Annotated in this window: 21 protein-coding genes; 4 read left to right on the top strand and 17 right to left on the bottom strand. The window is 29.4% G+C overall.

The window, feature by feature from the left end; genetic code table 11:
- Positions 1-106 precede the first annotated feature (106 nt).
- From FDK22_RS09050 to FDK22_RS09030, 5 genes are all read right to left on the bottom strand, one after another.
- On the bottom strand, positions 107-364 hold the full coding sequence (locus tag FDK22_RS09050) for a hypothetical protein (protein WP_138152592.1): 258 nt from the start codon (positions 362-364) through the stop codon (positions 107-109).
- 26 nt (positions 365-390) lie between these two features.
- Positions 391-1,173 (bottom strand): 5'/3'-nucleotidase SurE, encoded by a 783-nt coding sequence (gene surE / locus FDK22_RS09045; RefSeq protein WP_138152591.1) that lies wholly within the window; start codon positions 1,171-1,173, stop codon positions 391-393.
- On the bottom strand, positions 1,170-4,736 hold the full coding sequence (dnaE, locus tag FDK22_RS09040; RefSeq protein WP_138152590.1) for a DNA polymerase III subunit alpha: 3,567 nt from the start codon (positions 4,734-4,736) through the stop codon (positions 1,170-1,172). Before dnaE ends, surE begins: the two co-directional genes overlap by 4 nt.
- 84 nt (positions 4,737-4,820) lie before the next feature.
- Entirely contained in the window at positions 4,821-5,597 is a 777-nt protein-coding gene (locus tag FDK22_RS09035) for a patatin-like phospholipase family protein (RefSeq protein WP_138152589.1), read from the bottom strand.
- Entirely contained in the window at positions 5,597-6,334 is a 738-nt protein-coding gene (locus FDK22_RS09030; RefSeq protein WP_138152588.1) for a UDP-2,3-diacylglucosamine diphosphatase, read from the bottom strand. Before FDK22_RS09030 ends, FDK22_RS09035 begins: the two co-directional genes overlap by 1 nt.
- Before the next feature lie 79 nt (positions 6,335-6,413).
- Here FDK22_RS09030 and FDK22_RS09025 point away from each other — a divergent pair, with 79 nt between their 5' ends.
- Positions 6,414-7,571, top strand: a complete 1,158-nt coding sequence (locus FDK22_RS09025; RefSeq protein ID WP_138152587.1) for a glycosyltransferase — start codon at positions 6,414-6,416, stop codon at positions 7,569-7,571.
- Here the strand turns inward: FDK22_RS09025 and FDK22_RS09020 are convergent.
- Positions 7,554-8,108 carry a DJ-1 family glyoxalase III gene (locus FDK22_RS09020; RefSeq protein WP_138152586.1) on the bottom strand — a complete coding sequence of 185 codons (555 nt, stop codon included), beginning with the start codon at positions 8,106-8,108 and terminating at the stop codon, positions 7,554-7,556. The two genes, FDK22_RS09025 and FDK22_RS09020, sit on opposite strands and share 18 nt — an antisense overlap.
- 142 nt (positions 8,109-8,250) lie before the next feature.
- On the opposite strand from FDK22_RS09020, the gene FDK22_RS09015 reads away from it, so the two are divergent.
- Positions 8,251-8,958 carry a FlgO family outer membrane protein gene (locus FDK22_RS09015; RefSeq protein WP_138152585.1) on the top strand — a complete coding sequence of 236 codons (708 nt, stop codon included), beginning with the start codon at positions 8,251-8,253 and terminating at the stop codon, positions 8,956-8,958.
- Between the two features lie 5 nt (positions 8,959-8,963).
- Positions 8,964-9,572, top strand: a complete 609-nt coding sequence (locus FDK22_RS09010; RefSeq protein ID WP_138152584.1) for a FlgO family outer membrane protein — start codon at positions 8,964-8,966, stop codon at positions 9,570-9,572.
- Here the strand turns inward: FDK22_RS09010 and recJ are convergent.
- From recJ to mnmG, 8 genes are all read right to left on the bottom strand, one after another.
- Positions 9,567-11,132, bottom strand: coding sequence for a single-stranded-DNA-specific exonuclease RecJ (recJ, locus tag FDK22_RS09005; RefSeq protein WP_138152583.1), 1,566 nt, complete (start codon positions 11,130-11,132; stop codon positions 9,567-9,569). The genes FDK22_RS09010 and recJ overlap by 6 nt on opposite strands.
- Positions 11,132-12,748, bottom strand: coding sequence for a CTP synthase (locus tag FDK22_RS09000; RefSeq protein ID WP_138152582.1), 1,617 nt, complete (start codon positions 12,746-12,748; stop codon positions 11,132-11,134). Before FDK22_RS09000 ends, recJ begins: the two co-directional genes overlap by 1 nt.
- Before the next feature lie 110 nt (positions 12,749-12,858).
- Entirely contained in the window at positions 12,859-14,244 is a 1,386-nt protein-coding gene (gene ccoG, locus FDK22_RS08995; RefSeq protein WP_138152581.1) for a cytochrome c oxidase accessory protein CcoG, read from the bottom strand.
- An 88-nt stretch (positions 14,245-14,332) separates the two neighbouring features.
- On the bottom strand, positions 14,333-15,172 hold the full coding sequence (locus FDK22_RS08990) for a hypothetical protein (RefSeq protein ID WP_138152580.1): 840 nt from the start codon (positions 15,170-15,172) through the stop codon (positions 14,333-14,335).
- A gap of 107 nt (positions 15,173-15,279) precedes the next feature.
- Positions 15,280-15,957, bottom strand: coding sequence for a gamma-glutamyl-gamma-aminobutyrate hydrolase family protein (locus tag FDK22_RS08985; RefSeq protein WP_138152579.1), 678 nt, complete (start codon positions 15,955-15,957; stop codon positions 15,280-15,282).
- Positions 15,942-16,937, bottom strand: a complete 996-nt coding sequence (locus tag FDK22_RS08980; protein WP_138152578.1) for an amidoligase family protein — start codon at positions 16,935-16,937, stop codon at positions 15,942-15,944. The genes FDK22_RS08985 and FDK22_RS08980 overlap by 16 nt, the downstream gene beginning before the upstream one ends.
- A 4-nt stretch (positions 16,938-16,941) precedes the next feature.
- The gene (locus FDK22_RS08975) at positions 16,942-18,303 is read right to left on the bottom strand and encodes a dihydrolipoyl dehydrogenase family protein (protein ID WP_138152577.1); all 1,362 of its coding nucleotides are present in this window, start codon (positions 18,301-18,303) and stop codon (positions 16,942-16,944) included.
- A gap of 258 nt (positions 18,304-18,561) precedes the next feature.
- Positions 18,562-20,430, bottom strand: a complete 1,869-nt coding sequence (mnmG, locus tag FDK22_RS08970) for a tRNA uridine-5-carboxymethylaminomethyl(34) synthesis enzyme MnmG (RefSeq protein ID WP_138152576.1) — start codon at positions 20,428-20,430, stop codon at positions 18,562-18,564.
- A gap of 204 nt (positions 20,431-20,634) precedes the next feature.
- On the opposite strand from mnmG, the gene FDK22_RS08965 reads away from it, so the two are divergent.
- Positions 20,635-21,249 carry a riboflavin synthase gene (locus FDK22_RS08965; protein WP_138152575.1) on the top strand — a complete coding sequence of 205 codons (615 nt, stop codon included), beginning with the start codon at positions 20,635-20,637 and terminating at the stop codon, positions 21,247-21,249.
- Here FDK22_RS08965 and mreC read toward each other — a convergent pair.
- The 3 genes from mreC to clpX are packed head-to-tail and all read right to left on the bottom strand — an operon-like array spanning position 21,233 to position 24,282.
- Positions 21,233-22,033, bottom strand: coding sequence for a rod shape-determining protein MreC (gene mreC, locus FDK22_RS08960; RefSeq protein WP_138152574.1), 801 nt, complete (start codon positions 22,031-22,033; stop codon positions 21,233-21,235). The two genes, FDK22_RS08965 and mreC, sit on opposite strands and share 17 nt — an antisense overlap.
- The gene (locus FDK22_RS08955) at positions 22,026-23,057 is read right to left on the bottom strand and encodes a rod shape-determining protein (RefSeq protein WP_138152573.1); all 1,032 of its coding nucleotides are present in this window, start codon (positions 23,055-23,057) and stop codon (positions 22,026-22,028) included. The genes mreC and FDK22_RS08955 overlap by 8 nt, the downstream gene beginning before the upstream one ends.
- A 10-nt stretch (positions 23,058-23,067) precedes the next feature.
- Positions 23,068-24,282 (bottom strand): ATP-dependent Clp protease ATP-binding subunit ClpX, encoded by a 1,215-nt coding sequence (gene clpX / locus FDK22_RS08950; protein ID WP_138152572.1) that lies wholly within the window; start codon positions 24,280-24,282, stop codon positions 23,068-23,070.
- Between the last annotated feature and the right edge of the window lies 1 nt (position 24,283).

Below are 24,283 nucleotides of genomic sequence, written 5' to 3'. Positions count from 1 at the left end.
TTTTGAAAATGATTAATTTTTTTAAGTTTGTGTCTTTTTTACACAAAAAATATAAGTAAAGTATTTTTTGATAGGATTTCTCCTATCAAAATAAGGGATTAATTATTTAGTAAACCAATTCTTGTTTTATTTTTTCTTGATTTAGTTTTTTACAAGCTGATTTATAAAGTTCTTCTATTCTGTCAACTTTGTCTCCAAGTTGTTTTGCTATATCTTCAGATTCAACACCCTCTTCAATTGCAATAAAAACTTTATATTCTTTTTTTGTAAATCTTCTTTTTAGCACTTCTTTTAATTCTTGACTATCTTTTAAGTCACCAACAAGTTTTTCAATATGTGGAAGTACAACTTCTTTTAAATCCAATTTTATTCCTTTTTTAATATTTGTAATTATAACCAATTATTTAGTTTTTCAATATCATTATATGAAGTTAAATCTAACATTATTGGAGTAATTGATACATAATTTGCTTTAATTGCTTCAAAATCACAGTTTTTATTTGGACTTTCTTGCCAAATTAAAGGGTGTAATCCAATCCAATAAAACTCTTCACCCCTAGGATTATAATGTCTATGGGTATCGTTTCCATATTCTCTAAATCCAGCCTTTGTGATTTTTATCCCTTCGCACTCTTCAATTGAAATTGGAGGAATATTTATATTTAAAAATTTTCTATTTTCTAAAGGGAATTTATCATCAAGAATTTTTTTTGCAATCTTTGCAATGGTTTTTTTAGCTAATGCAAAATCAAAGCCTTCTTTTATATCTTCACATCTATTTCTGCACACTTGTGAAATAGCAATTGCTGGAATACCTTGTAATACTGCTTCCATAGCTCCTGCTGCTGTACCACTATAAGTAATATCTTCACCCATATTAGCACCTATATTTATACCACTTATCACAAGGTCTGGTTTAAAACCCTCTTTAAAAAGATTGTTTAAAGATATAAAAACACAATCTGTTGGTGTACCATCATCAATTTTGTAATAATCATCATCAACATTTACAAGTCTTAAAGGTCTATCTAAAGTTAAAGAGTGACCACATGCTGATTTATTTTTGGCAGGGGCTACTACTATTATTTTGGCAATGGGACTTAAAGCTTCAATTAAAGCTTTCAAACCAATTGCATCAAATCCATCATCATTTGTTAGTAAGATTTGTTTCATGCTACTACATATGCTCCATCAATATTTTTTATTAATTCTTCTACTTTAGAAGTTACACTAAATCCACTTTCTAGTTCTATATCAGCAAGTTTTGCTTTTACTAATATTTTAAGGGGTCTTTTCCCTTGATTATTTGCAACAATATCAAATAATTTGTATACATTATCAGCATTGTCTGTATGGGGAAGTGCTATTGTTAAAGGTGGTTCCTGTTTTTCAACATGTTTTGTTTTAACTTTGTCTTTTTTCGCGTCTTCTAAAGATTCTATTTTTAGTATATTCATTCTTGTAAAGTCACCGTCTTTGGTAACCTTTACTTTAAATGCAATTGGTTCTGAATCCCATGGGTTAGATAAATCGATACCAAAATCATCTTCTAACTCTTTTAATCTATTTTCAAAAAGCATAATCTCAATATTTCCGTGAAGGTCAAGTACATTTGCTATACCAAATTTATTACCTTTTTTAGAGATTTTTTGAGTTATCTCTTCAATCTTCCCAATTATAAGAGCTTGTGAACCATCTGCAACTTCATCGATTCCAGAACTTAAAGTATAATTGATTTTGTCAAGTTCATCTCTATATCCATCAAGGGGGTGTCCAGATACATAAAACCCTAATGAAGCTTTTTCAAACTCTAAAATCTCTTTAGGCTCAAACTCAGGAAGGTGTTCAAGTTCTATCTCTACCCTTGTTAATTCTTCACTATCTCCAAACAATGAACCAGTTGACATCTTTTTAGCTTGCATAGCTTTTCCAACAGTTTCACCAATTATCTCAATTTGTTGAAGCATTGCTTTTCTAGAATAATGAAAACAATCTAAAGCACCAGCTTTAATAAGTGCTTCAATTACTCTTTTATTTACTTTACTCCCATCAATTCTAGAGATAAAATCTGATAAGTCCTTAAACTCTCCATTTTCATCTCTTTCTTTAATAATTTGGTTAATTGCCACATCCCCAGCACCTTTAATGGCACCCATACCAAACATTACAACCTCTTGACCATCTGTTTGTCTTGCTGAAAATACAGAAAAAGATTTATTGATATCAGGTGGAAATAGTTCAATCCCCATTCTTTTAACTTCATCCACATATTTTACAACTTTATCTGTATTATCTTTTTCAAGAGTTAGTAGGGCTGCCATAAACTCTGTAGGGTAGTATTTTTTTAGGAAACTTGTATAGAAAGTTACTAGTCCATAAGCTGCTGAGTGAGATTTGTTAAATCCATATCCGGCAAATTTTACAATCAGGTCGAAAAGCTCTTCACAGTGCTCTTTTACATAACCTTTTTTTACTCCACCTTCAGCAAACTCACCTTTTAGTCTATCCATCTCCTCTTTAATCTTTTTACCCATAGCCCGTCTAACTAAGTCCGCACCACCAAGACTAAATCCACCAATAGTTTGTACAATTTGCATAACTTGCTCTTGGTAAACAATAACCCCATAAGTTGGCTCAAGTATAGGTTTTAAAGGTTCAACAAATTCATCATAGAAGTATGAAATTTCTGCTCGTCCATGTTTTCTATCAATAAAGTCATCAAGCATTCCCGATTCCATTGGACCTGGTCTATAAAGGGCAAGCATCGCAATGATATCTTCAAAACCTGATGGTTTAAGTCTTTTAGCCAAGTCTTGCATACCAGCAGATTCTATCTGGAATAATCCAATTGTATTTCCTGATTGGATTAGTTCATAAACTCCTTTATCATTTACATCTTCTAGGATAAAGTTGATTCTTTTTCCATGTCTTTTTTCAACTAGTTTATTTGCTTCTTCAATTACTGTTAGGGTCTTAAGACCTAAGAAGTCGAATTTAATTAAGTCAACATCCTCTACATATTTACCATTATATTGAGTTGCAAGGGTGTCTAATCCACTTGGTTTAAATAGGGGTGTTTTTTTCCATAAAGGCTCATTTGAGATAACAACACCTGCTGCATGGGTACCAGCATTTCTATTTAATCCTTCAAGTGCTAAAGCAAAGTCCCATGTTCTTTTTGAAAGGGGATCCATCTCACAAAGTTCTTTAATTTTAGGTTCTTTTTCCCATGAATCAGTTAGATTAATTCCTAATTCATCTGGAATAAGTTTTGCCATAGCATCTGCTTTTGAGTAGGGCATATCTAAAACTCTAGCAACATCTCTAATAACCCCTTTAGCTAGAAGTTTACCAAAGGTGATAATTTGTGCAACATTGGCACGACCATATTGTTGTACAACATAATCTATAATTTCACCCCTTCTACTTTGACAGAAGTCCATATCAATATCGGGCATCGATACCCTTTCTGGATTTAGAAATCTCTCAAATAGTAAACCATAAGGCATAGGGTCAATATCTGTAATATATAAAGAATAGGCAACTAAACTTCCTGCTGCTGAACCCCTTCCTGGTCCTACAGGGATTTTCATCTGTTTTGCCACAATAACGAAGTCCCAAACGATAAGCATATATCCTGGGAATTTCATATTGTTGATAATATCAATCTCAACTTGTAATCTATCTCGATATTCTTGATGCTTTTCAGGAGGAACAATTTTAAGTCTATCTTCTAAACCTTTCCAACATTCATGGATAAAAAGTGCTTTATCGTTTTCTAAAGAGTATTCTTCATCTGGAAATGGTATTTCAAGGTTTTGCTCTCTTAATTTATCCCTTGTAAATTTAAAGTTTGGTGGAGTAGGGTTTCCTAGTTTTATCTCCAAATTACATTTATCTGCTATCTCTTGAGTTGCTTCAATAGCTTCAGGAATATCTGCATAAAGTCTTGCAATTTGTTCTGGAGATTTTAAATAAAACTCATGAACAGAGTGTCTTAATCTGTTTGGATCATCATAAAGTTTATTCATTGCAATACACATAAAAGCTTCATGGGCATCAGCATCTTTTTGTTCTAAATAATGGGTATCATTTGTGGCTACCACTTTTATACCCGTTTCTTGGGAGATTCTTAATATTTGATCATCTACATAGTGTTGGTCTCCAATACCATGTCTCATGATTTCAAGGTAAAAATCATCCCCAAAAATTTCCTTATACTCTAAAGCAATATTTTTTGCAGCTTCGTAACCTTTTGCACCATTTTTAACATTTCTTTCATTTTGTAAATTTAGATGCCAGTTAATCTCCCCTTGTAAACAAGCAGCAGAGCAAACTAGTCCTTCACTATTTTCTCTTAAAAGTTTTTTATTTATTCTTGGGTAGTAGTAAAAACCATACATATAAGCTTGTGAAGAAAGATACATTAAGTTTTTGTATCCAGTATCATTTTTTGCATATAAACATAAGTGGAATCTTTGCCTATTTGTTTTATCCCCAATATCTTCTGAATTGTGAATATATGCTTCCATTCCGATGATTGGTTTAATTCCCTCTGCTCTCATTGCATTATAAAAGTCAATGGCTCCAAACATGTTACCATGGTCTGTCATTGCAACACTTGTCATTCCCATTGCCTTTACTTTTTTTGCAAGTGGTTTGATTTTATTGGCACCATCTAAAAGTGAATATTCTGTATGTAAATGTAAGTGTGTAAATTGTGGAGTTTGTGACATTATTTTAACTTTTCTTCTGGATTTAATTTTTTGTGATTATATCCAATGAGAGATAAAAGTCTTAAAAAAATTCAGGGTTTAGTTTTATACTTTAAGAGTAGATTTATTACTTAGAAAAATCTTTTTTGCTTCTTTATATCCAAAGTTAAAACAGTTATTTAATTCTTTAAAAGTAAACATTGAATAATCTCTTATCTCATAACTTCCAAGATAAGTGTTTGCATTTAAAATTGAGTGGGAATGGTTTTCATAAAGTTGGGTAAAAAGTCCCTTTTTTATATATCTAATTGGATTGAAACTAAGTTTTTTTATTTTTTTATGACTTTTTGGGAAAAGGTCGATTGCAAAAACTTCATATTCTTGCTTCTCAAAAACTTTTATTGGTAAACAATCAAAAAGTCCCCCATCAATTAAATACATATTTTCATAAGAAATTGGTTTAAATAGGGGAATTAAAGCACTCGATGCCATACATAAAATATGGGAATCACCTTTATCAAAATAGTGTAATTGTCTTTTCTTTAAGTCATAGGCCGTTACATATACTTTTTTGGGCATCTCTTCAAGGTTTGAAATAGGAAGAAGGTCATTTAGTATTTTATTTTCTCTTTCAATTTTTAATAGACCATTTTTAAAGTAGTTGAATTTTAAAACACTTTTTAACTCTTTAGAAGAGAATATTTTTAATTGTTCTTTTGCCTTTACCCCAGATGCATGAGAAGCTGAAATAATAGCTCCAATTGAACTACCTGAATATGCATCAATTTGGATATTGTTCTCTTCCATAAAGTGTAAAACACCTAAGTGAAAAGCCCCTCTTGCTGCACCTCCACCTAAACTAATAGCAAATTTTTTTTCCATCAATCCTCTAACCAGTTAATAATTTTAAACTCACCTTCATATGTTTCAACAATAGCGGTACAAGACTCTACCCAATCTCCACAATTTATATACTCTATTGTATTTATATCTTTGATTTCAGCTTTATGAATGTGTCCACAAATGATACCTTTGTATCCCTTATGTTTTGCATGGTTTGCTAATGTATCTTCGAAGTCAGTTATAAATGAAACAGATTGTTTAACATTATCTTTTATATATTTAGAAAGGGACCATTTTGACTTGATTCCTAATCTTATTCTAATAACATTAAACATTTGATTCAAGTTTAATAAAAAGTCATATCCATAATCACCTAAAATAGCAAGCCATCTTTTTGTCATAGTGATTGAATCATAAAAATCTCCATGGGTAACTAAATATTTTTCACCTTTTATAGAAGTATATTCAATCTCATTTTTTATATCTAACGAATCTCCTAAAACTAATGGTACAAAAGGTCTTAAAAATTCATCGTGATTACCAGTTATAAATACTACATTACAACCTTTTCTAGCTTTTTTTAATATCTTTTGAATAACATCAGAGTGGGATTGTGGCCAAATAAACTTTCTTTTTATGGCCCATCCATCAATGATATCTCCTACTAAAAATAGGTTTTCACTGTCATTGTTTTTAAAGAAGTCTAAAAGTTTTTTCGTATTAGAAAATTTTGTCCCTAAATGGACATCTGATATAAATATGCTTTTGTATTTCATGAATTGGATTTTATTACCCTTTGATTACAAATTAATAACATGTAACACCCTTGTAATCAAAGAGTAATAGAATCTCAAAATGGAAAAAATAAAAATTTGTTTAGTAAGTGATACTGTATATGATGTAAATGGTGTTTCGAGATTTATCCAGGATTTTTCAAAGGAAGCACTTGTTTTAAAAAAAGATTTTTGTGTTATTACATCAACTAAAAAAACACATTATGAAAAAATATCTAATATAAAAAATATTAAGCCTTTATTTACAATGAAAATGCCATTTTATAAATCCTTAGATTTAGTTTTGCCAAATTTTTTTAAAATAAAAAATGAGATAAAAAAATTAAATCCTGACCTATTGCATATCTCAACTCCAGGGACTGTTGGTTTATGTGCCCTTATAAGTGCAAAAATACTAAAAATACCAGTTGTTGGAATTTATCATACAGATTTCCCTGCTTATATGTATAAAAACACAAAAAGTAAATTTGTAAAAAAAGGTACTATTTTATTTTTAAAACTATTTTATAAAAGTTATAAGGCTATTTTTTCTAGATCGGAAGAATATTTTAAAACCATTGAAGAGCAATTAAGTTTTAAAAAAGAGGATTTATATACTTTAAAAGCTGGGATAGACATAAAAAATTTTGATAAAAAGTTTAAAGATGATTCAATTTGGGAAAAGTATGATATTAAACAAGAAAAGTTTAAATTTTTATATACTGGTAGAATTTCCGTTGAAAAAAATGTTGATATTCTTTTAAAGGTTTGGATGGAAAATTTCTTTAAAGAGTGTGAATTGATTCTTGTTGGAGATAAAGAGATTGAGTTTTTAGATAAAGATAAATTAAAAAAAAGTAATATTACTTTAGTTGGAAGAAAACAAGAATTGGAACTATCACAACTTTATGCTTCTAGCGATTGTTTTATTTTTCCTTCAACCACTGATACATTAGGACAAGTTGTTATGGAAGCTATGGCCTCGGGACTTCCTGTAATTATTACAAATGAAGGGGGACCAAAAACTTTTGTAAAAGATGATTGTGGATATATAATAGATTTAAATAATGAAACACAATTAAGTGAAGCAATTTTAAAAATGTCAAAAAAAGATGAAGTTTATTATTCAAAAAAAGAAAAAGCTTACTCTTTTATGAGAGATAAGTCTATCTCCCATAGTTTTTTAGATTTTTGGAATAAGAATCAAGAGATTTTAGAAAAATTAAAAGTGCGAAACTAAAAGTCCATTTTTTATATTTTTAAATCTCTCTTCACCCTCTAAAGCTTTAACTAATTCTAAAGCAAATTGCATTGCTGTAGCAGGACCTCTTGAAGTTATAACTTTTTCATCTATAACGACATCTTGTTTATCAGTATATACAGCTGAATCAATTTTTTTCTCAAAACTAGGATAACAAGTATAAGTATTGTTTAATACCTTTGCTTCATGTAAAGCGTATGGTGAGGCACAAATAGCAGCTACATATTTATCAGATGCTTTCATCTTTTGTAAGGTATCTTTTACAAGTTGAGATGAAGCTAGGTTTTGACAATTTTCTCCTCCACCTGGAAGAACAACCATATCAAAGCCATTTAAATCAGAAATATTTTCAAGTTTTTCATCCGCTTTGATAGTAATTTGGTTAGCTCCTTGTGTCAATATGTCATTAATTGTTGCTACTGTTACATCAACCTTTGCTCTTCTTAAAATATCTATAATTGAAACTGTTTCAATCTCTTCAAATCCACTAGAAATTATTACTAAAACTTTTGACATATAAACTCCTTTTTCAAATTTAATGAAGATTTTATCATAAGTTTGAAAAAATGGGACTTTGTTACTAGTCTTTTAGTTAGATTTTTAAGAAAATGTAAGTTATTTTTTAATAAAATCTTAAGAACTATAAAAAGGGGATTTTATGCTTAAAACTTTTGCTAAATCATGTCTTGTAATTGCCTCTGTGTCTTTATTTACAGGATGTAGTCTTTCAAATTTTACAAATTCAGAAAATACGAGTAAAACAAATACTACAAATAGTACTGTACAAAAAACTTATGTTGATAAGAATGTTGAGAAAGAAAATCAAGATGTTCAGATAACAAAACAACATATTCAAATTGCAAATGATAGGCAAATGAATATCACTTCTCAATCTACATTGGAAGCTACTATTAATTCATTAGCTACACAAATGATGAGAAATCAAAAAATGTCAACAAGTAAACCTGTATTAATTACATCATTTGTTAGATTAGACAATTTCAAAAAAACAACTGAGTTTGGAAGAATTGTTAGTGAAAGTTTGATTAATGAGATGTCAAATAGAGGTTTCAATATAATAGAATATAGAGGACAAATGGCTGTTTCTGTAAATGAAAGAGGTGAATATTTTATTACAAGAAATCCTCATAAACTTAAAGATAAAGTTCCAAATACTTATGTTGTAGTGGGAACTTATTCAAGACAGTATGGTAAGGTTATGTTAAACGCTAGAGTTATGGACAATATTACAGGAAGAATAATTACTAGTGCTAGGGCAACATATAACCACAACATGAAAAATGACTGTCTAATTTTCAAAGATTGTCAACCTGCAAGAACTATTAAAATCATAGAAGAAAAATAGATTTAATGAAACTTCAATTTTTCAAAGTATTAAAAGTTTTAATACTTTTAATACTTCCTCTATTTTTTATCTCTTGTTCTCAACCTAATTTAGTTGTGAAAGATTTTGCGATTATAAATCATAAAGACTTAAGTGGTGCAAACAGTTTTGGGTCTTTAGTTGAGAGCTTAGTAAAAAAACAAGAAAATAAAATTCTAACAACATTAAAAGATGAGGTTGTATTAATCTCAGATTTTGTAAATATTGAAAAGTTAAATAATAAATCTAAATTAGGTTTTTTATTAGCTGAAAATCTAAAAAACTCTATTTCAAATAGAGGGATTCTAATTAAACAAGTTGAGTTAAGTAGATATTTTCAATATGGAAAAAGTGGATTTAATATGCTCACAAGAAAACAAAGTGAAATTATTCAAAGTGAATTAGATAGTAAATATGCACTTATTGGAAGCTATACTTTTACAAAAGAGAGTTTGATTGTATTTATGAGATTAGTTGATCTTCAAAACGGTACAATATTGAGCTCAGCAACAGGTTCTACTTTGATGGATGGTGAAATTAAAGATATGGAAAGAGAGAGTAAAAGACTAAACGTAATTACCCCTATGGTCTTATAATATATCCTGAATCAAAAACTGAGGGTTTATTTGCCCTCTAAATTCATTTTTATTTACAGATACAACCATATCTATATAATCTGGCAAAATCTTTCTATCTGCATGAAATCTTAAAGCTTCAAAAACATATCCATTGTTATTTAGTGTTAATTTTAGATGGTTTTTATCTTTGCCAAAAAGTTCTGATTTTATAATTTTAGAATTACTAATTTTAAAAATAGGTCTATGGTTTTGTAAGCCATATGGTTCAAATTTTTCAATAATATCTAAAAACTCTAAGTCAACACTTGATACATCAAGTTCACCTAATACATCATGCTCTATATGTAACTCTTCAGGCTCTACATTTAAAAGTTGATTTATTCTATTTCTAAACTCTTCAAGGTTGTTTGCTTTAAGTGATAATCCAGCTGCATTTTTGTGCCCACCAAATCCTAAAAGTAAATCAGAAGTTTCAGTAATGATAGAATGAAGATTTATATTTGCATTTGCTCTAGCACTTCCCTTTGCAATACCATTTTTTATTGAGAAAATAAAAGCTGGTTTTTTATAGGAATTTGATAGTTTTGAAGCAACTATACCAATAACTCCTTCATGCCAATCTTCCCCCCAAACTACAACTGCGTTATCTTCTGGGTTTGTAGCATTATTTGCTTTTTGTGAAATCTCTTCTTGTAAAGTTTTTCTGTAACAGTTTAACTCTTCCAACATTTGTAGTGCATCATTTGCTTCATATTGATTTTGTGAAAGTAAAAAGCTTAAGGCTATTGAAGCATCATCCATTCTTCCTGCACTATTAATCTTTGGTGCAATTGTAAAACCAATATCATCAGATACATATAAATCTTTTTGCATCATCTCATTTATTTTAATAAAAGCAGGTCTAGTTGATTTTTTCATCATCTTTAAACCTTGTCTTACCATTGTATAATTAAGGCTTGTCATAGGCATAATATCAGCAATAATAGCCACACATAAAAGATCAAAAAACTCTTGAAGGTTTATATCAAGGTTAAGCTCTTTTTTTAGTGATGCACATAAATACCAAGCAACTTGAGCCCCGCAAATATCTTTAAAAGGAAAGTTACAGTCTTCTTGTTTGGGATTTATAATGGCAAATGCATCTGGAATCTCACAACCAACGGTATGATGATCGGTTATAATCAAATCAATATTTTTTTCTTTTAGTTTAATTGCCGCTTCGCAAGCTGAAATACCATTGTCAACAGTAATTACTAAACCTTCGCTAATCATATCAACAATTTTAGGGCTTAATCCATAACCATGCTCAAATCTATTAGGGATAATATAATTTACATTTACATCGATTTTTCTAAAAAAATCAACTATTATAGTAGTTGAAACAACACCATCAACATCATAATCACCTACAATAGTGATCTGTTCGTTGTTTCTTATGGCTTCTTTAATTCTTTTTGAAGCCTTGTTGATATCTTTGAAGCCATCAGGGGTTGGAAGTTCAGCAAGTTTTGTGTACTTTTCCCCTTGATGTCTAGCTCTTAATAAATTAAATAACTCTTTTTTTGTAATTTTAGTCATTAATTATGTGTATTAGCCTGTCTTACAAATTCTGTAATAATTGGGTTTGGAGTTTCTAAGTGTGAAGTAAATTCAGGGTGGAATTGAACTCCCACAAACCATGGATGATCTTTAATCTCAACAGCTTCAATAAGTCCATTTGATTGTCCAGAAATAATCATTCCAGCTTCTTCTAATCTCTCTTTATATGCTGGGTTTGCTTCATATCTATGTCTATGTCTTTCGTAATAAACCTCTTCATTTCCATATGCTTTTTGTAAGTTTGTCCCTTTTAAAGGTTCAAATGGGTATTCTCCAAGTCTCATTGTACCACCCATTGGTGATTTGTGAGTTCTTAATTGTTTATCTCCATTTTGGTCAATAAATTCATCAATTAAATAAATAATTGGTTCACTTGTTTCAGGATCAAACTCAATAGAGTTTGCTTCTTCAATTTCAAGAACATTTCTAGCATATTCTATTACTGCTAATTGCATACCAAGACAAATTCCAAGATATGGGATTTTGTTTTCTCTAGCATATTTAATAGCCTCAAGTTTACCCTCAACACCTCTATGTCCAAAACCACCAGCAACTAAAATACCATCGGCATTTCCAATAACATCATAAGCTCCGTTATCTTCAATTCTTTGTGAATCACACCAGTGAATATTTACTTTTGTGTTTAAGTGTGCTCCTGCATGGATAAGTGATTCAATTAGAGATTTATATGATTCTTTTAAATCTAAATATTTACCAACAAAGGCAATAGTTACCTCTTCTTGTGGAACTAAAATATTTTTTACTAAAGTATCCCATTTTTCCATATTTGGTTTTAATTTTACATTGAAATGCTCAGATAAAGGATTTAAAATTCCCTCTTTGATAAAGTGTAGAGGCACTGAATAAATTGATTGTGCATCTCCCGCTTCAATTACAGCATTTCTATCAACATCACAAGAAAGTGCTAATTTATCTTTTAGGTTTTTTGGAAGAGGTTTTTCTGTTCTACATACTAACATATGTGGAGTAATACCAATTCTTCTTAATTCTTGAATTGAGTGTTGAGTAGGTTTTGTTTTTAATTCACCAGCAGCTTTAATAAATGGAATTAAACTTACATGAATATTCATTGTATTTGATTTTGGAAGTTCATGTCTAATTGCTCTAATTGCTTCCATAAAAGGTAAACCTTCAATATCTCCTACTGTTCCACCAAGCTCAATAATTAAGAAATCATTGTCTTCCGCTGCTGCATAAATTCTGTCTTTGATTTCATCTACAACATGAGGGATTACTTGAATTGTTTTACCTAAATATCCACCTTCTCTTTCTCTTCTAATTACACTTTGGTAAACTTGTCCTGTTGTAAAAGAGTTTTTAGCTGTTAAAGTTTTATCAATAAATCTTTCGTAGTTTCCTAAGTCTAAGTCTGTTTCTGCTCCATCTGCTGTAACGAAAACTTCACCATGTTCAAGGGGACTCATTGTCCCTGGGTCAACATTTAAATATGGATCGATTTTTAACATAGAAACATTAAAACCTGATTGTTTTAAGATAGTTGCAATAGATGCAGATGTAATACCTTTACCAAGTGAACTTAATACTCCACCTGTTACAAATATAAATTTTGTCATTGTAAGAAACTCCGTGATTTTGAAAAAATAAAATAAAATTATTCGCGATTATAACTAATAGTAAGTAAATAAGAAGTTAACTAAAAGGAGATTAAACCCCTTTTAGTTTTTTAGTTTTTAAGCTTGTCAGCTCTTGGATAGATAAATACTGCTTCTCTAGTTACAGTAACTCTATCAGGTTCATCAACTGCATAAGCTCTTATAGTAACAGTAATTGGCGTATCTTTAGTTTTATCATTAACTAATATTTTATCAGTTTCTAGAATAACTACTTTTTTTGCCATTCTTTTCGGACTTAAGGTAAAAGGCTTAAATCTTTCAATTCTAATATCCTTATTATCAATAATCTCTAAGGCATATGTATGTGGTTTATTATCTGTATTTTGGAATAGGAATAAGAAGTTATTAGAAACAACATTCCCCTCTTTTACTTTATAAAGTTGTGTTGTTTTATTAACATTTAACAACATATACTCTTTTTTACCACCCATAACAAATAAAAGACCTAGAATTATAATTAAGGCAACTGAATACATAATTGTTGATCTTCTAATAAGTTTTGTTGGCTCACCTTTTTCTATATCCCTTGTACTTGTCCATTGAACTAATGAAGGTTTTCCAAGTTTTCCCATAACTGTTGTACATGCATCAACACACTCTAAACAGTTAATACATTCAAGTTGTAAACCTTTTCTAATATCAATATGTGTAGGACAAACTGTTACACATGATTCACAGGCAGTACATTCATCTGTTTCATTTGGCAAATCTTTTGCTTTAAAAATGATTTTTTCTTTATCACTATTGTATATATTACCACCTCTTTTTGTAGAGTAGATAGCTTGATAAGTATCATCATCATAAAGTACTGATTGAACCCTTGAATATGGACAAACATAAACACAAAAGTCCTCTTTTAGCCAAACTACATCATATACTAAAAATCCAGCAATAACTAAAACAAAACCGATTAGAAACCAGTGTTCTGTTGGGTTTTGAATATATGCAAAGAAATCTTCAGGGGGAACAAAATACCACATAAAATCAGCTGCAGCAATTAAAGCTAAAACTGTCCAAATTAAAATTGCAATAACTTTTTTTGAAGCATTTTCTGCTTTACTCCAATCTGGTTCTTTTTGCTTATTTTTAATTCTTCTTAAGCCTAAAAGTTTTGATTCAATTAAGTCTCTGTATATAACCCTAAAAATAGTTTGGGGACATGCCCAACCACACCAAGCTCTTCCTCCAATTGCAGTAACTGCAAAAATCCCAAGGAATAAAAGCATTAGTAAAAATGGCATTAAATATAATTCTTGCATATCAAATGCAACACCCATTAAATGAAGCTGCTTTTTATCAAAAGATAGTAAAAAGATATGGTTACCATCAATTCTAATAAATGGTACAACCAATGCTATTATAGTAGCAGCAACATAAGCGTAGTATCTTTGAATTCTAAATGAAGTTTTTTTCATTGTAGCAGTTTTCGCTTCCATGTCACTATCCTGTCATTTTGTATTTTTCAAATTATATATAAAGTAAACTTATAATAACCATAAAATATTATAAGTTGGTATTATATTTCTAATTGTTTAGTCTTCTGTATGTATTGATTCTAACAAAAATATCATTTATAATTGTATCAATATCAAACTTTTCTTTTTTGTTTAACTTGGGATAGCTCTTTATAATTTTTTCAAATTTAGTAAAAGTTTCATCAAAACTTGTAAAGTTTATTGTAGGTAGATGAATCTCCTTTATCAATCTTTCATCATAGTTTTTATCTTTTCTTTTTAGTAAGACTGGTTTATTGCCACATTCAATTGATTCTAAGCAAGTATTTAATGAACCACATAAGAGGTATTTTGTATTTTGAATACAATTTACATATTCATGGGAGTTTAAAAGTTGTGAAAAACTGTTTTCAAGTTTTTTTTCATCTCCAATAAAAAAATATTTTCCTAAAAGAAGTGGAATTTCATATTTTGTAGTTTTTTCACATAAGTTAATTAAATCTTTAGAGTAGTCTTCATCACCATAAAAAAATAGTTTTTCAATTTTTTTTGAATTATGTTTTTTATATAAAAATTTATTGATGATAGATATAGGGATATCATCAGGGATTTTATAAAGAAAAGAAAAATGATTTTTTGCTTCTGATTCAATAAAATCTGATTTTTCATCACTTTCATAGATTAGAGTATCTCCTTTATTTAAAACCTTTGAAAGCTCATTTAATGTTTCAGTTGTTATGTAATTTTTTATATTTAATTGTTTCTTTGCATAAGCTCCTGCACTAAACTCATTTACACATAAAATAGGGTCACATTTTTTTTCATCTAAAAGTTTAGTAATATAAGAACATCTTCTTATTGCATCTAAACCAAAAGTATGACCACCTTTAGCGTATATATAGACTTTCATTTATACTCCATAAATAATTAAATATATTAAATTATAATTTATTATATTACTGTAAAGTTAATAAAAATGATTAATGAAAATGTATATTTTTACTGAAATTTTTTTTACTAACTTTTATAATCGATACAAGCTTTGACAAACTTTTTAAAAATATTTCTATGCTCTTTTAAATATACTAAGTATTCTGGATGCCATTGTAAAGCAAGTAAAAAAGGATAATCTTTTTTTTCAACAGATTCAATAATAGATTCATGTTTTGATGAAACTTCTAAATCTTTTCCCACTTTATTAATTGCTTGGTTGTGTATACTATTTATTACTATTTCATCTTCTTTTACAGCAGAGTGTAAATCAGTATTTTTTTTAACTTTTGCTTCTTTTATAGGAAAGATAGAGTTTTGATGTATCAAGTACTCATCTAAATCAAGTATTTTTGCATAAAGATTTCCTTCAAAATAGATATTAATTAATTGTGCCCCTCTGCAAATACCAAGGATAGGAAGCTCTTCTTTATAAGCTTTATCAATTATTTCTAATTCAAAGGCATCTCTTTTTTTATCAAGTTCTGTATTATGAGCATCTTTATTGGCACCATATAAAGTTGGGTCTATATCGTTTCCTCCACTAAGTATTAATCCATCTAATCTTTTAAAATCAATATTGTTTTTTGATGGTCTTAACCTAACACAAGAAGCGCCTTGTATTTTTAAATTCCATTTTATAAATAAATATGCAAAAAAATTGCCTTTATCTGGTAAGCAAATTCCAACTAATGGTTTAGCCATGATTCTACTTTCCCCTCCCAAGTTGATAAATTAATAATATTATCTAGATGGGTTAAATACTCTTTTGCTAAAAAGTTCAATGACTCTTTGTCGTTTGCTAAGTTTTCTACTAGAATCCATCTATTCCATTCTTCTGAAATTTCCCATCCTTCTTTTCCAATCATTGAGTTTGATAATCTATAGTGAAATGCAGGTCTTGGTTTTATCTTCTCTTCTGGAAGTTTTGCTCTTACTTTATCTTCATTTATAAAAGTTAAAATAGGAAGAAGGTCAAGGGACCTGTTTCTTGTTGGATTAAATTTTAAATAATCTTCAATAAATTCATCAATTGAAGGATTATATGATTTATCTAATACATATTTGATATACTCATCTTTAAAGTTATCAATAAAAGGTGTAATTTTTCTTGCTAAGTCTATCTTTGCATCTTTATTTATATAGTTTTGAAGTATTAAATATGCTCTTGTATAACTTAGTAAACTTTTTACATCTAAAGATATAACTTCAATATTAATATGTAAACCAAAAGCATAATATATTTTATATTTAGTTCCTTTTGCATGATTTTTTGCTAATTCTTTTATTATCTTATGGATAATTGATACTTCATTTAAAGGAAGAGGTGGCGTACTTATCTCATAGGGAACAATATCTTTTGAAAGTTCACCTATGATTTTTTCAATATTTTCAATATCCTCTTCTTTTATCTCTATACCTATTTTTTTTGATAACTCTTTTATATTTTTTGGAATTTTTTGTTGAGTTAGAAGTTCAAAATCCAATTCAAGTATAAAATCACCATATTTTGAATCAATTTTAAAAAGATAGTTATTAACTTTTTTTATATTGAAACCAAATTTTTTTTCTAAAATAGATAAAACATCTTCTATCTCAATATTTGCAAATTCAAGTTCAAAACCAATATGTCTAATCTCATCTTTATAGTTTTTTGTTACCTTTGGTTCTAAGAAATTACTCATAAAACTATTTCCTTTTTTCAATATCTTTAATTGTATTTATAGCAGCTGGTAAAAGAGTTTCACTTAGTGCAGGATGAATATAAAGCATCTCTTTTAAATGTCTGATATCATTATCTATATACATTACTGTTAATACTTGATGAATCATTGTTGAACTTTGTGGCCCAATCATATGACAACCAAGTATCTCATAACTATTTTTATCAACAATAAACTTTGTAAAAGGATAATCAATTTTCATAGCTTGCGCCTTTGCACTTGCTTTCCATGAAGTTTTTGATACAACAAAATCTAAGTTTTTTTCTTGAGCTTGCTTTTGCGTAAGTCCTACACTTGCAATTTCTGGACTAGTAAATACAGCATGGGGCATATATTTAAAGTTTAAAGGCTCTTTTTTATCTTCAAATAGAATTTTATAAAGATAATTCATCTCATATGCAGCTGCATGTTGTAGCATATATTCTCCTGCTGCATCTCCTACAACATATACACCTTTTGCCTTTGTTTCAAAAAAATCATCTCTTTTTATGTATCCTCTATCATCTATTTCAATATCTGTATTTTCTAGTTTTAGGCTTTTAGCATTTGATTCTCTTCCTATTGCATATAATAAGGCTTCACTCTTATATTTTTTTATGCTTTTGTCTTTATTTTCAAGAATAATTTCAAAGGAATCATCTTTGTATTTAGCATCTTTTACAGTAGTATTAAACTCTATATCAATATTTTGGCTAAACTCTTTTTTAAAAGTTTCTTGTATATCTTCATCTTCATTTGATAAAAGTTCATCTCCTCTTACAAGAAGTTTTGTTTTAATCCCTAAAGCATTAAAAACATTTGCAAGTTCACAAGCAATAAACCCTGACCCAACTATAGAAATAGAAGAGGGTATTTTTTTTAGTGGAAATATATCATCACTTGTCCATGCTCCTTCAAAAAGTGGTTCTTTTGGAGAAGTTCCCGTTGCTATGATGATTTTTTCTGATGTTAGTTTTTCATTGTTTATTTCAACTACATTATTTGAAAGAAAATATCCTACTCCTCTATATAAATCGACATTTTCATTTAATCGAGATTTATAACTTTCATCAACACTATTGATAAATGAATTATTATCTTCAAAAATCTCTTTTAAATTGATATTTTCTATTTTACTTGATATATAATGTCTTTCTGAAGCTTGAATATTTCTAATAACATCGGCATATCCAATTAGAAGTTTTGAAGGGACACATCCTCTGTTTGCACAGGTTCCTCCTAAGCTTGATTTCTCAATTAAGGCAACTTTTTTACCAAGGGCACCTATTTTTTTTGCTAAAGAAGAGGCTCTACCTCCTCCAATTATAATAGTGTCATAAGTTTTCATTTTTTCTCCCTTTTAGTAGAGATATATTATTATAGAATAGTTTTAACATATGAGACTTATTTTTTTATTAAAAACTGAAAATAATTATTATTTATATGCTTAAGAGTTATTGTTTGATTGAGAATATGTAATAAACACCTATTAAAAGAAAATTTTAATAGGTGAATTAATTATGAGAAGTATAAATTCCCTGCAATAGCAAGGATTGTTAGTAGTTTTAATATCACTATTTGAGCAATTTTATTGTTTTTTATTTTCTCAATCATTGCTTTTTTTTGGAATATTTAAGTACATATGTAAAATATCTAATGAAGCTGGTGTAACTCCAGAGATTTCACTTGCATTAAATAGTGTAGGTGGTCTAAACTTTTCAAGTTTTTCAACTACTTCATTTGACAATCCAGGGATATTTTTATATTCAAAATTTTCAGGTATTTTTAATTGAAGCATTTTTTTCATTTTTTCTATTTGTTTTTGTTGTTTATGAATATATCTATAATATTTTGCTTCAATAATAATTTGTTCTTTTAAATATTCATCTGTATCTGCTAAACTTGGAACTAATTTATCAAATTTTGATGCATCAACGCTACTTCTTCCAACAATATCAATTAAAAGTGCTCTATCTTTAATCTTGTCTTCACCTAAAGATTCAAGTAGTTCAAGGTTTTCTTTTTTAGATGTAAACCATTCATTTGCCATAAATTCAACTGCATCATTTAAAGTTTTTCTTTTATGCTCAACTTTTTGTATTTGTTCATCAGAAACTAAACCTAAATCATATCCATATTGAGAAAGTCTTAGGTCAGCATTTTCTTCCCTTAAAAGAAGTCTATACTCAGCCCTTGAAGTAAACATTCTATATGGTTCATTTGTTCCTTTTGTAACTAAGTCATCAATTAAAACTCCAATATAAGCTTCATCTCGTCTTAATACAAATGGTTCTTTACCATCAATTGCTAAAGAAGCATTAATCCCTGCCATCATACCTTGAGCAGCAGCTTCTTCATATCCTGTCGTTGCATTTATTTGTCCTGCATGGTAAAGATTTTTTATATCTTTTGTTTCAAGGGTATGTTTTAATTCAGTTGGGTCAACATAATCATACTCAATAGCATATCCATATCTAATAATTTTTGCATTTTCTAAACCATTAATTGAATGAATCATCTGTTTTTGAACATCAATTGGCAAAGAAGTTGAAAGTCCATTTATATAGTATTCTGTACACATAGCAGTTTGTGGCTCAAGAAATAATTGGTGTCTATCTCTTTCAGAAAATCTATTTACTTTATCTTCAATACTTGGACAATATCTAGGTCCTGAACCTTGAATTTGACCAGTAAATAGTGGTGCTCTATGGAAATTTCCTGTAATAGTATCATGTGTTCCAACATTTGTATATGTTATATAACATGGATATTGTTTAGGTGCAAAAGTTGATTTATCTGTTCTAAATGAAAAAGGAGTTGGTTTTTCATCTCCTCCATGGGCATCCATTACATCAAAATTTATTGATGAAGAATCGATTCTTGCAGGAGTTCCAGTTTTAAGTCTTCCAACTTTTAGTCCTAACTCTTTTAATTGTATAGATAGTGTTGAAGATGGTAATTCCCAAGCTCTTCCCGCATCATAAGTGTTTTCACCAATGTGAATTAAACCTCTCATGAAAGTTCCCGTTGTAAGGATAACTTTTTTTGCTTTGAACTCTTCTCCTAGTTTTGTTTTTACACCATAAACTTCATTTTCATTAACTAAAAGTGAACTAACTTCATCTTGATAAACTTCTAAATTAGGAGTACTATGGCAAACCTTTCTCATATACTCTCTATATTTGTCCATATCAATTTGAGCTCTTGAGCCTTGAACTGCTGCACCTTTACTTGCATTTAAAATTCTAAATTGAATTCCCGTTGCATCAGTACATAATCCCATTTCCCCACCAAGAGCATCTAATTCTCTTACTAGGTGACCTTTGGCAAGACCACCAATTGCAGGGTTACAAGAAGCAGCGCCAATTTGTTCAACTAACATCGTAATAAGTAGGGTTTTTTTACCCATTCTAGCAGCCGCCAAACAAGCTTCAATACCTGCATGACCACCACCTACAACAATAATGTCGTACATATTTCTTCCTTCGTATTTTTTCGATGGAAATTTCTTAGATAAATGTTTTCTTCCACTTATCTAAAAAATTTCAAAATTTTATTTTGATTTTTTGCTTTGTATTAAGCTTGCAGAATAAAGCTTAGTAAAACCAGCTTCTCATTAAAATTTCGGTATTATACCAAATATTTTAAAATTTACAAATTTTTTTAAAGGAACAATAAATTGTTTACAGGTCTTATTCGAGAGATGGCTGAAGTGATTAGCTTCAAAAGTAATTTTCTAACTCTTAAAGCAAAATACTCTCCAAAACTTGGTGATTCAATTGCTGTAAATGGAGCATGTCTTACAGTTGTAAGATATACAAGTGATACTTTCACAGTAGAACTTTCACCTGAATCTCAAAAAATTTTAGCAATGGAAAACTACAGAGGTCAAGTACATATTGAACCTGCTATGATGATGGGAGATAGATTTGAGGGACATATTGTACAAGGTCATGTTGATTGTTTAGGTACAATTAAATCAATTAAAAACAATGGAAATTCAACTGATTTTATTATCTCACTTCCAAATGAATACTCAAAATATATTATCCCAAAGGGTAGCGTAACTATTGATGGGGTTTCTTTAACTGTAAATGAAGTTTTAAAAGATAGTTTTAGGCTTACAATTATTCCCCATACAGTTGAAAATACATTATTTAAAACATATAAGATAGGAACAAAAGTAAATTTAGAAACAGATATGTTTGCTAGATATATTTATAATATGTTTAAGGGGCAAAAAGATTCTGGGTTAACTTGGGATAAAGTTGAGGGGATTATGGCTTCTTACTAGAAGTTTCCTCTTCTTTAACTTTTTCCTCTTCTTGAATTTTTTTATAAATAAAAAATGAATTCTGTTTTAAAACTTTTGCATAGGGTAAAATAGTAGCCTCTTGCAAATCTTGCATCTTTTTTATTGATATTACTCGCCCAACTTTTAAACCTTTGAAAAATATACTATCCATTCCTGAGGTTATAACTTCATCCCCTTTTTTTATATCAAACCAAATAGGGATAAATTTTGCAATTAAGTATTGACCATTTTTTGAAGCGTGGATAATTCCTGGTGCTTCATTCTCTCCAATAAAAATTGCATAATTGCATTTTTCATTTCCATTTAATAAAGCCTTTGCTTTATTATCTTTATTTACAACAATCCCTGCTGCATATTGGTCAGAAATAACTCCTAAAATAGAGTCATCCTTTTTTTTCATATCTAACCAAACTTTAGTATAATCATCAAAATCAACATATGATAAAACTTTTGTAAATTGAATCTGTTGGGTTGTTGCATTTGTATAGTTTAGATTTTTATTTAAATTGTCTAATTCATTTTTTACAGATTGATATTTTAGTTTAAAGCTTTTTAACTCTTTGTTTTCATTTTGTAAAAACTCTATAGTTTTGGTTTGATTAAAGTATTTGTCTTTTGTTTCTTTTATTGATGTTTTTGTATCAATATATAATTTTTTTAGTGAAGTAAAAGGGGTAAAATTTTTAGCTACAACCTTGTCTATATCAAAAATATAACCAAGGGAAATAGCTAAAAAAAGAATAAAAAATATAAATTTATTCATTAGTAATTAATTTTAAAAGGGCATCCTGATCTAATACATTGCTTGTACCATAAGCTACTGCTAATAATGGTTCATCTGCAACTCTAACTGGAAGTTTAATAATATCAGCAAGATATTTATCTAGACCTCTAATAAGTGCTCCACCACCTGTTAACATTACACCATTGTCAACAACATCTCCTGCTAAATCTGGTGGCATGTTTTCTAAAACAGATCTTACTGCTGATACAATCTCTCTTAGAGGTTCTTTAATAGCAGTTCTAACACCTTCACTTCCTAATTCAATTGTTGAAAGTAATCCAGAGTTGTCTCTACCTTTTACTTTAATTTTTAGTTCTGCATCTTGTTTTATAGCTGAACCAATCTCAATTTTGATATTTTCAGCAGTTCTTTCACCAATGTATAGATTGTAGTTTTGTCTTACATATTCCATAATAGCTTTATCAAATCTATCTCCAGCTACCTTTATTGATTTTGAAAGAACTAATCCACCAAGTGAAGTTACACCAATCTCTGTTGTACCTCCACCAATATCAACAACAACATATCCAGATGGGTCAGAAACAGGAATCCCAGCACCAATTGCAGCTGCCATTGGCTCTTCTACAAGGAATACTTCTCTAGCTCCTGCACTTAAAGCTGATTCTTTTACAGCTTTTCTTTCAACTTGTGTAATACCATAAGGAATACAGATAATTATTCTAGGTCTAATAAAAGATTTTCTAGCATGGGCTTTTTCAATGAAATATCTAATCATTCTTTCTGTCATTTCAAAATCAGCAATAACTCCATCTTTCATAGGACGTACTGCCGTTATATTTAATGGCGTTTTACCAATCATTTGTTTAGCTTCTTGTCCCACAGCTAATATTTTATCTTTCCCATATCTGTCATTTTGTACTGCAACTACAGATGGTTCATTTATGATAATACCTTTTCCTTTTACAGAAACAATAGTATTAGCCGTTCCTAAGTCAATTGCCATATCATTTGAAAATACACCTATTAATTTATCTAATAACATCTATATCCTTCTAAGCTATTTTTGGTTCATTTTTTTTTGAAACAACATCTTGTGTGATTGTTACTGTTTTATCTTTATATTCAGGTAAATCATACATAATATCAAGCATCACATCTTCTAAAATCGATCTAAGTCCTCTTGCTCCTGTTTTTCTTTCAATAGCAAGTTTTGCGATTTGTCTTAATGCATCCTCTTCAAACTCTAAAGTTACATTATCCATTTGGAATAGTTTGATATATTGTTTTATTAATGCGTTTTTTGGTTCTGTTAAGATGTGTACCATATCATCTTCAGAGATTTCATTTAATGTAGCAATCATATGAAGTCTACCAATAAGTTCTGGAATAAGTCCATATTTAACTAAATCATGGGCTTCAACATCGGCAATTATTCCATTATTATCTTTACTTTTTTTCTCTTGGTTGAAACCTAAAACGTTTCCACCTTTTTTCTTTTTAACAATCTCTTCAAGACCATCAAAAGCTCCACCACAAATAAATAGAATATTTGTTGTGTCAACTTGAATTGCATCTTGACCAGGGTGTTTTCTTCCCCCTTTTGGTGGAACATTTACAACAGAACCTTCAATAATTTTAAGAAGTGCTTGTTGAACACCTTCTCCTGAAACATCTCTAGTGATTGATCTATTTTCACTCATTCTTGCAACTTTATCAACTTCATCTATAAAAATGATTCCAGTTTCAGCTCTTTGAATATCTCCATCAGCGGCCTGAATAAGTCTTGTAACAACGTTTTCAACATCATCCCCAACATATCCTGCTTCTGTAAGTGAAGTTGCATCAGCAATTGCTAATGGAACATCAAGATATTTTGCTATTGTTTGAGCAAGTAATGTTTTACCAGATCCTGTAGGTCCAATTAAAAGTACATTTGATTTATTTATCTCAACATCATCTTCAAGTTCATCTTTTCTAAAGATTCTTTTATAGTGATTATAAACTGCAACAGATAAAACTTTTTTTGCTCTATTTTGACCAATTACATAGTCATCTAAAATATCTTTTAGTTGGGCAGGTGTTTTAATTTCAAAGTGTTCTCTTGTAATACTTGAAGTTTCAGAACCTTCTTCTGAAACTTGGTTTCCTACCATTATTTCGTGAGCAGCATTAACGCATGATTTACAAATACAAGCATTGTCTCCAGAAATTATTGGATTATCAGAAGTATCTGGTGCTCCACAAAAATCACATTCAAGTTTAGCCATT

The organism is Arcobacter arenosus (assembly GCF_005771535.1).
Taxonomy (GTDB): Bacteria; Campylobacterota; Campylobacteria; order Campylobacterales; family Arcobacteraceae; genus Halarcobacter; species Halarcobacter arenosus.
Note: the sequence above shows the minus strand (reverse complement) of the source record. Positions and strands in the feature narration are given on the sequence as shown.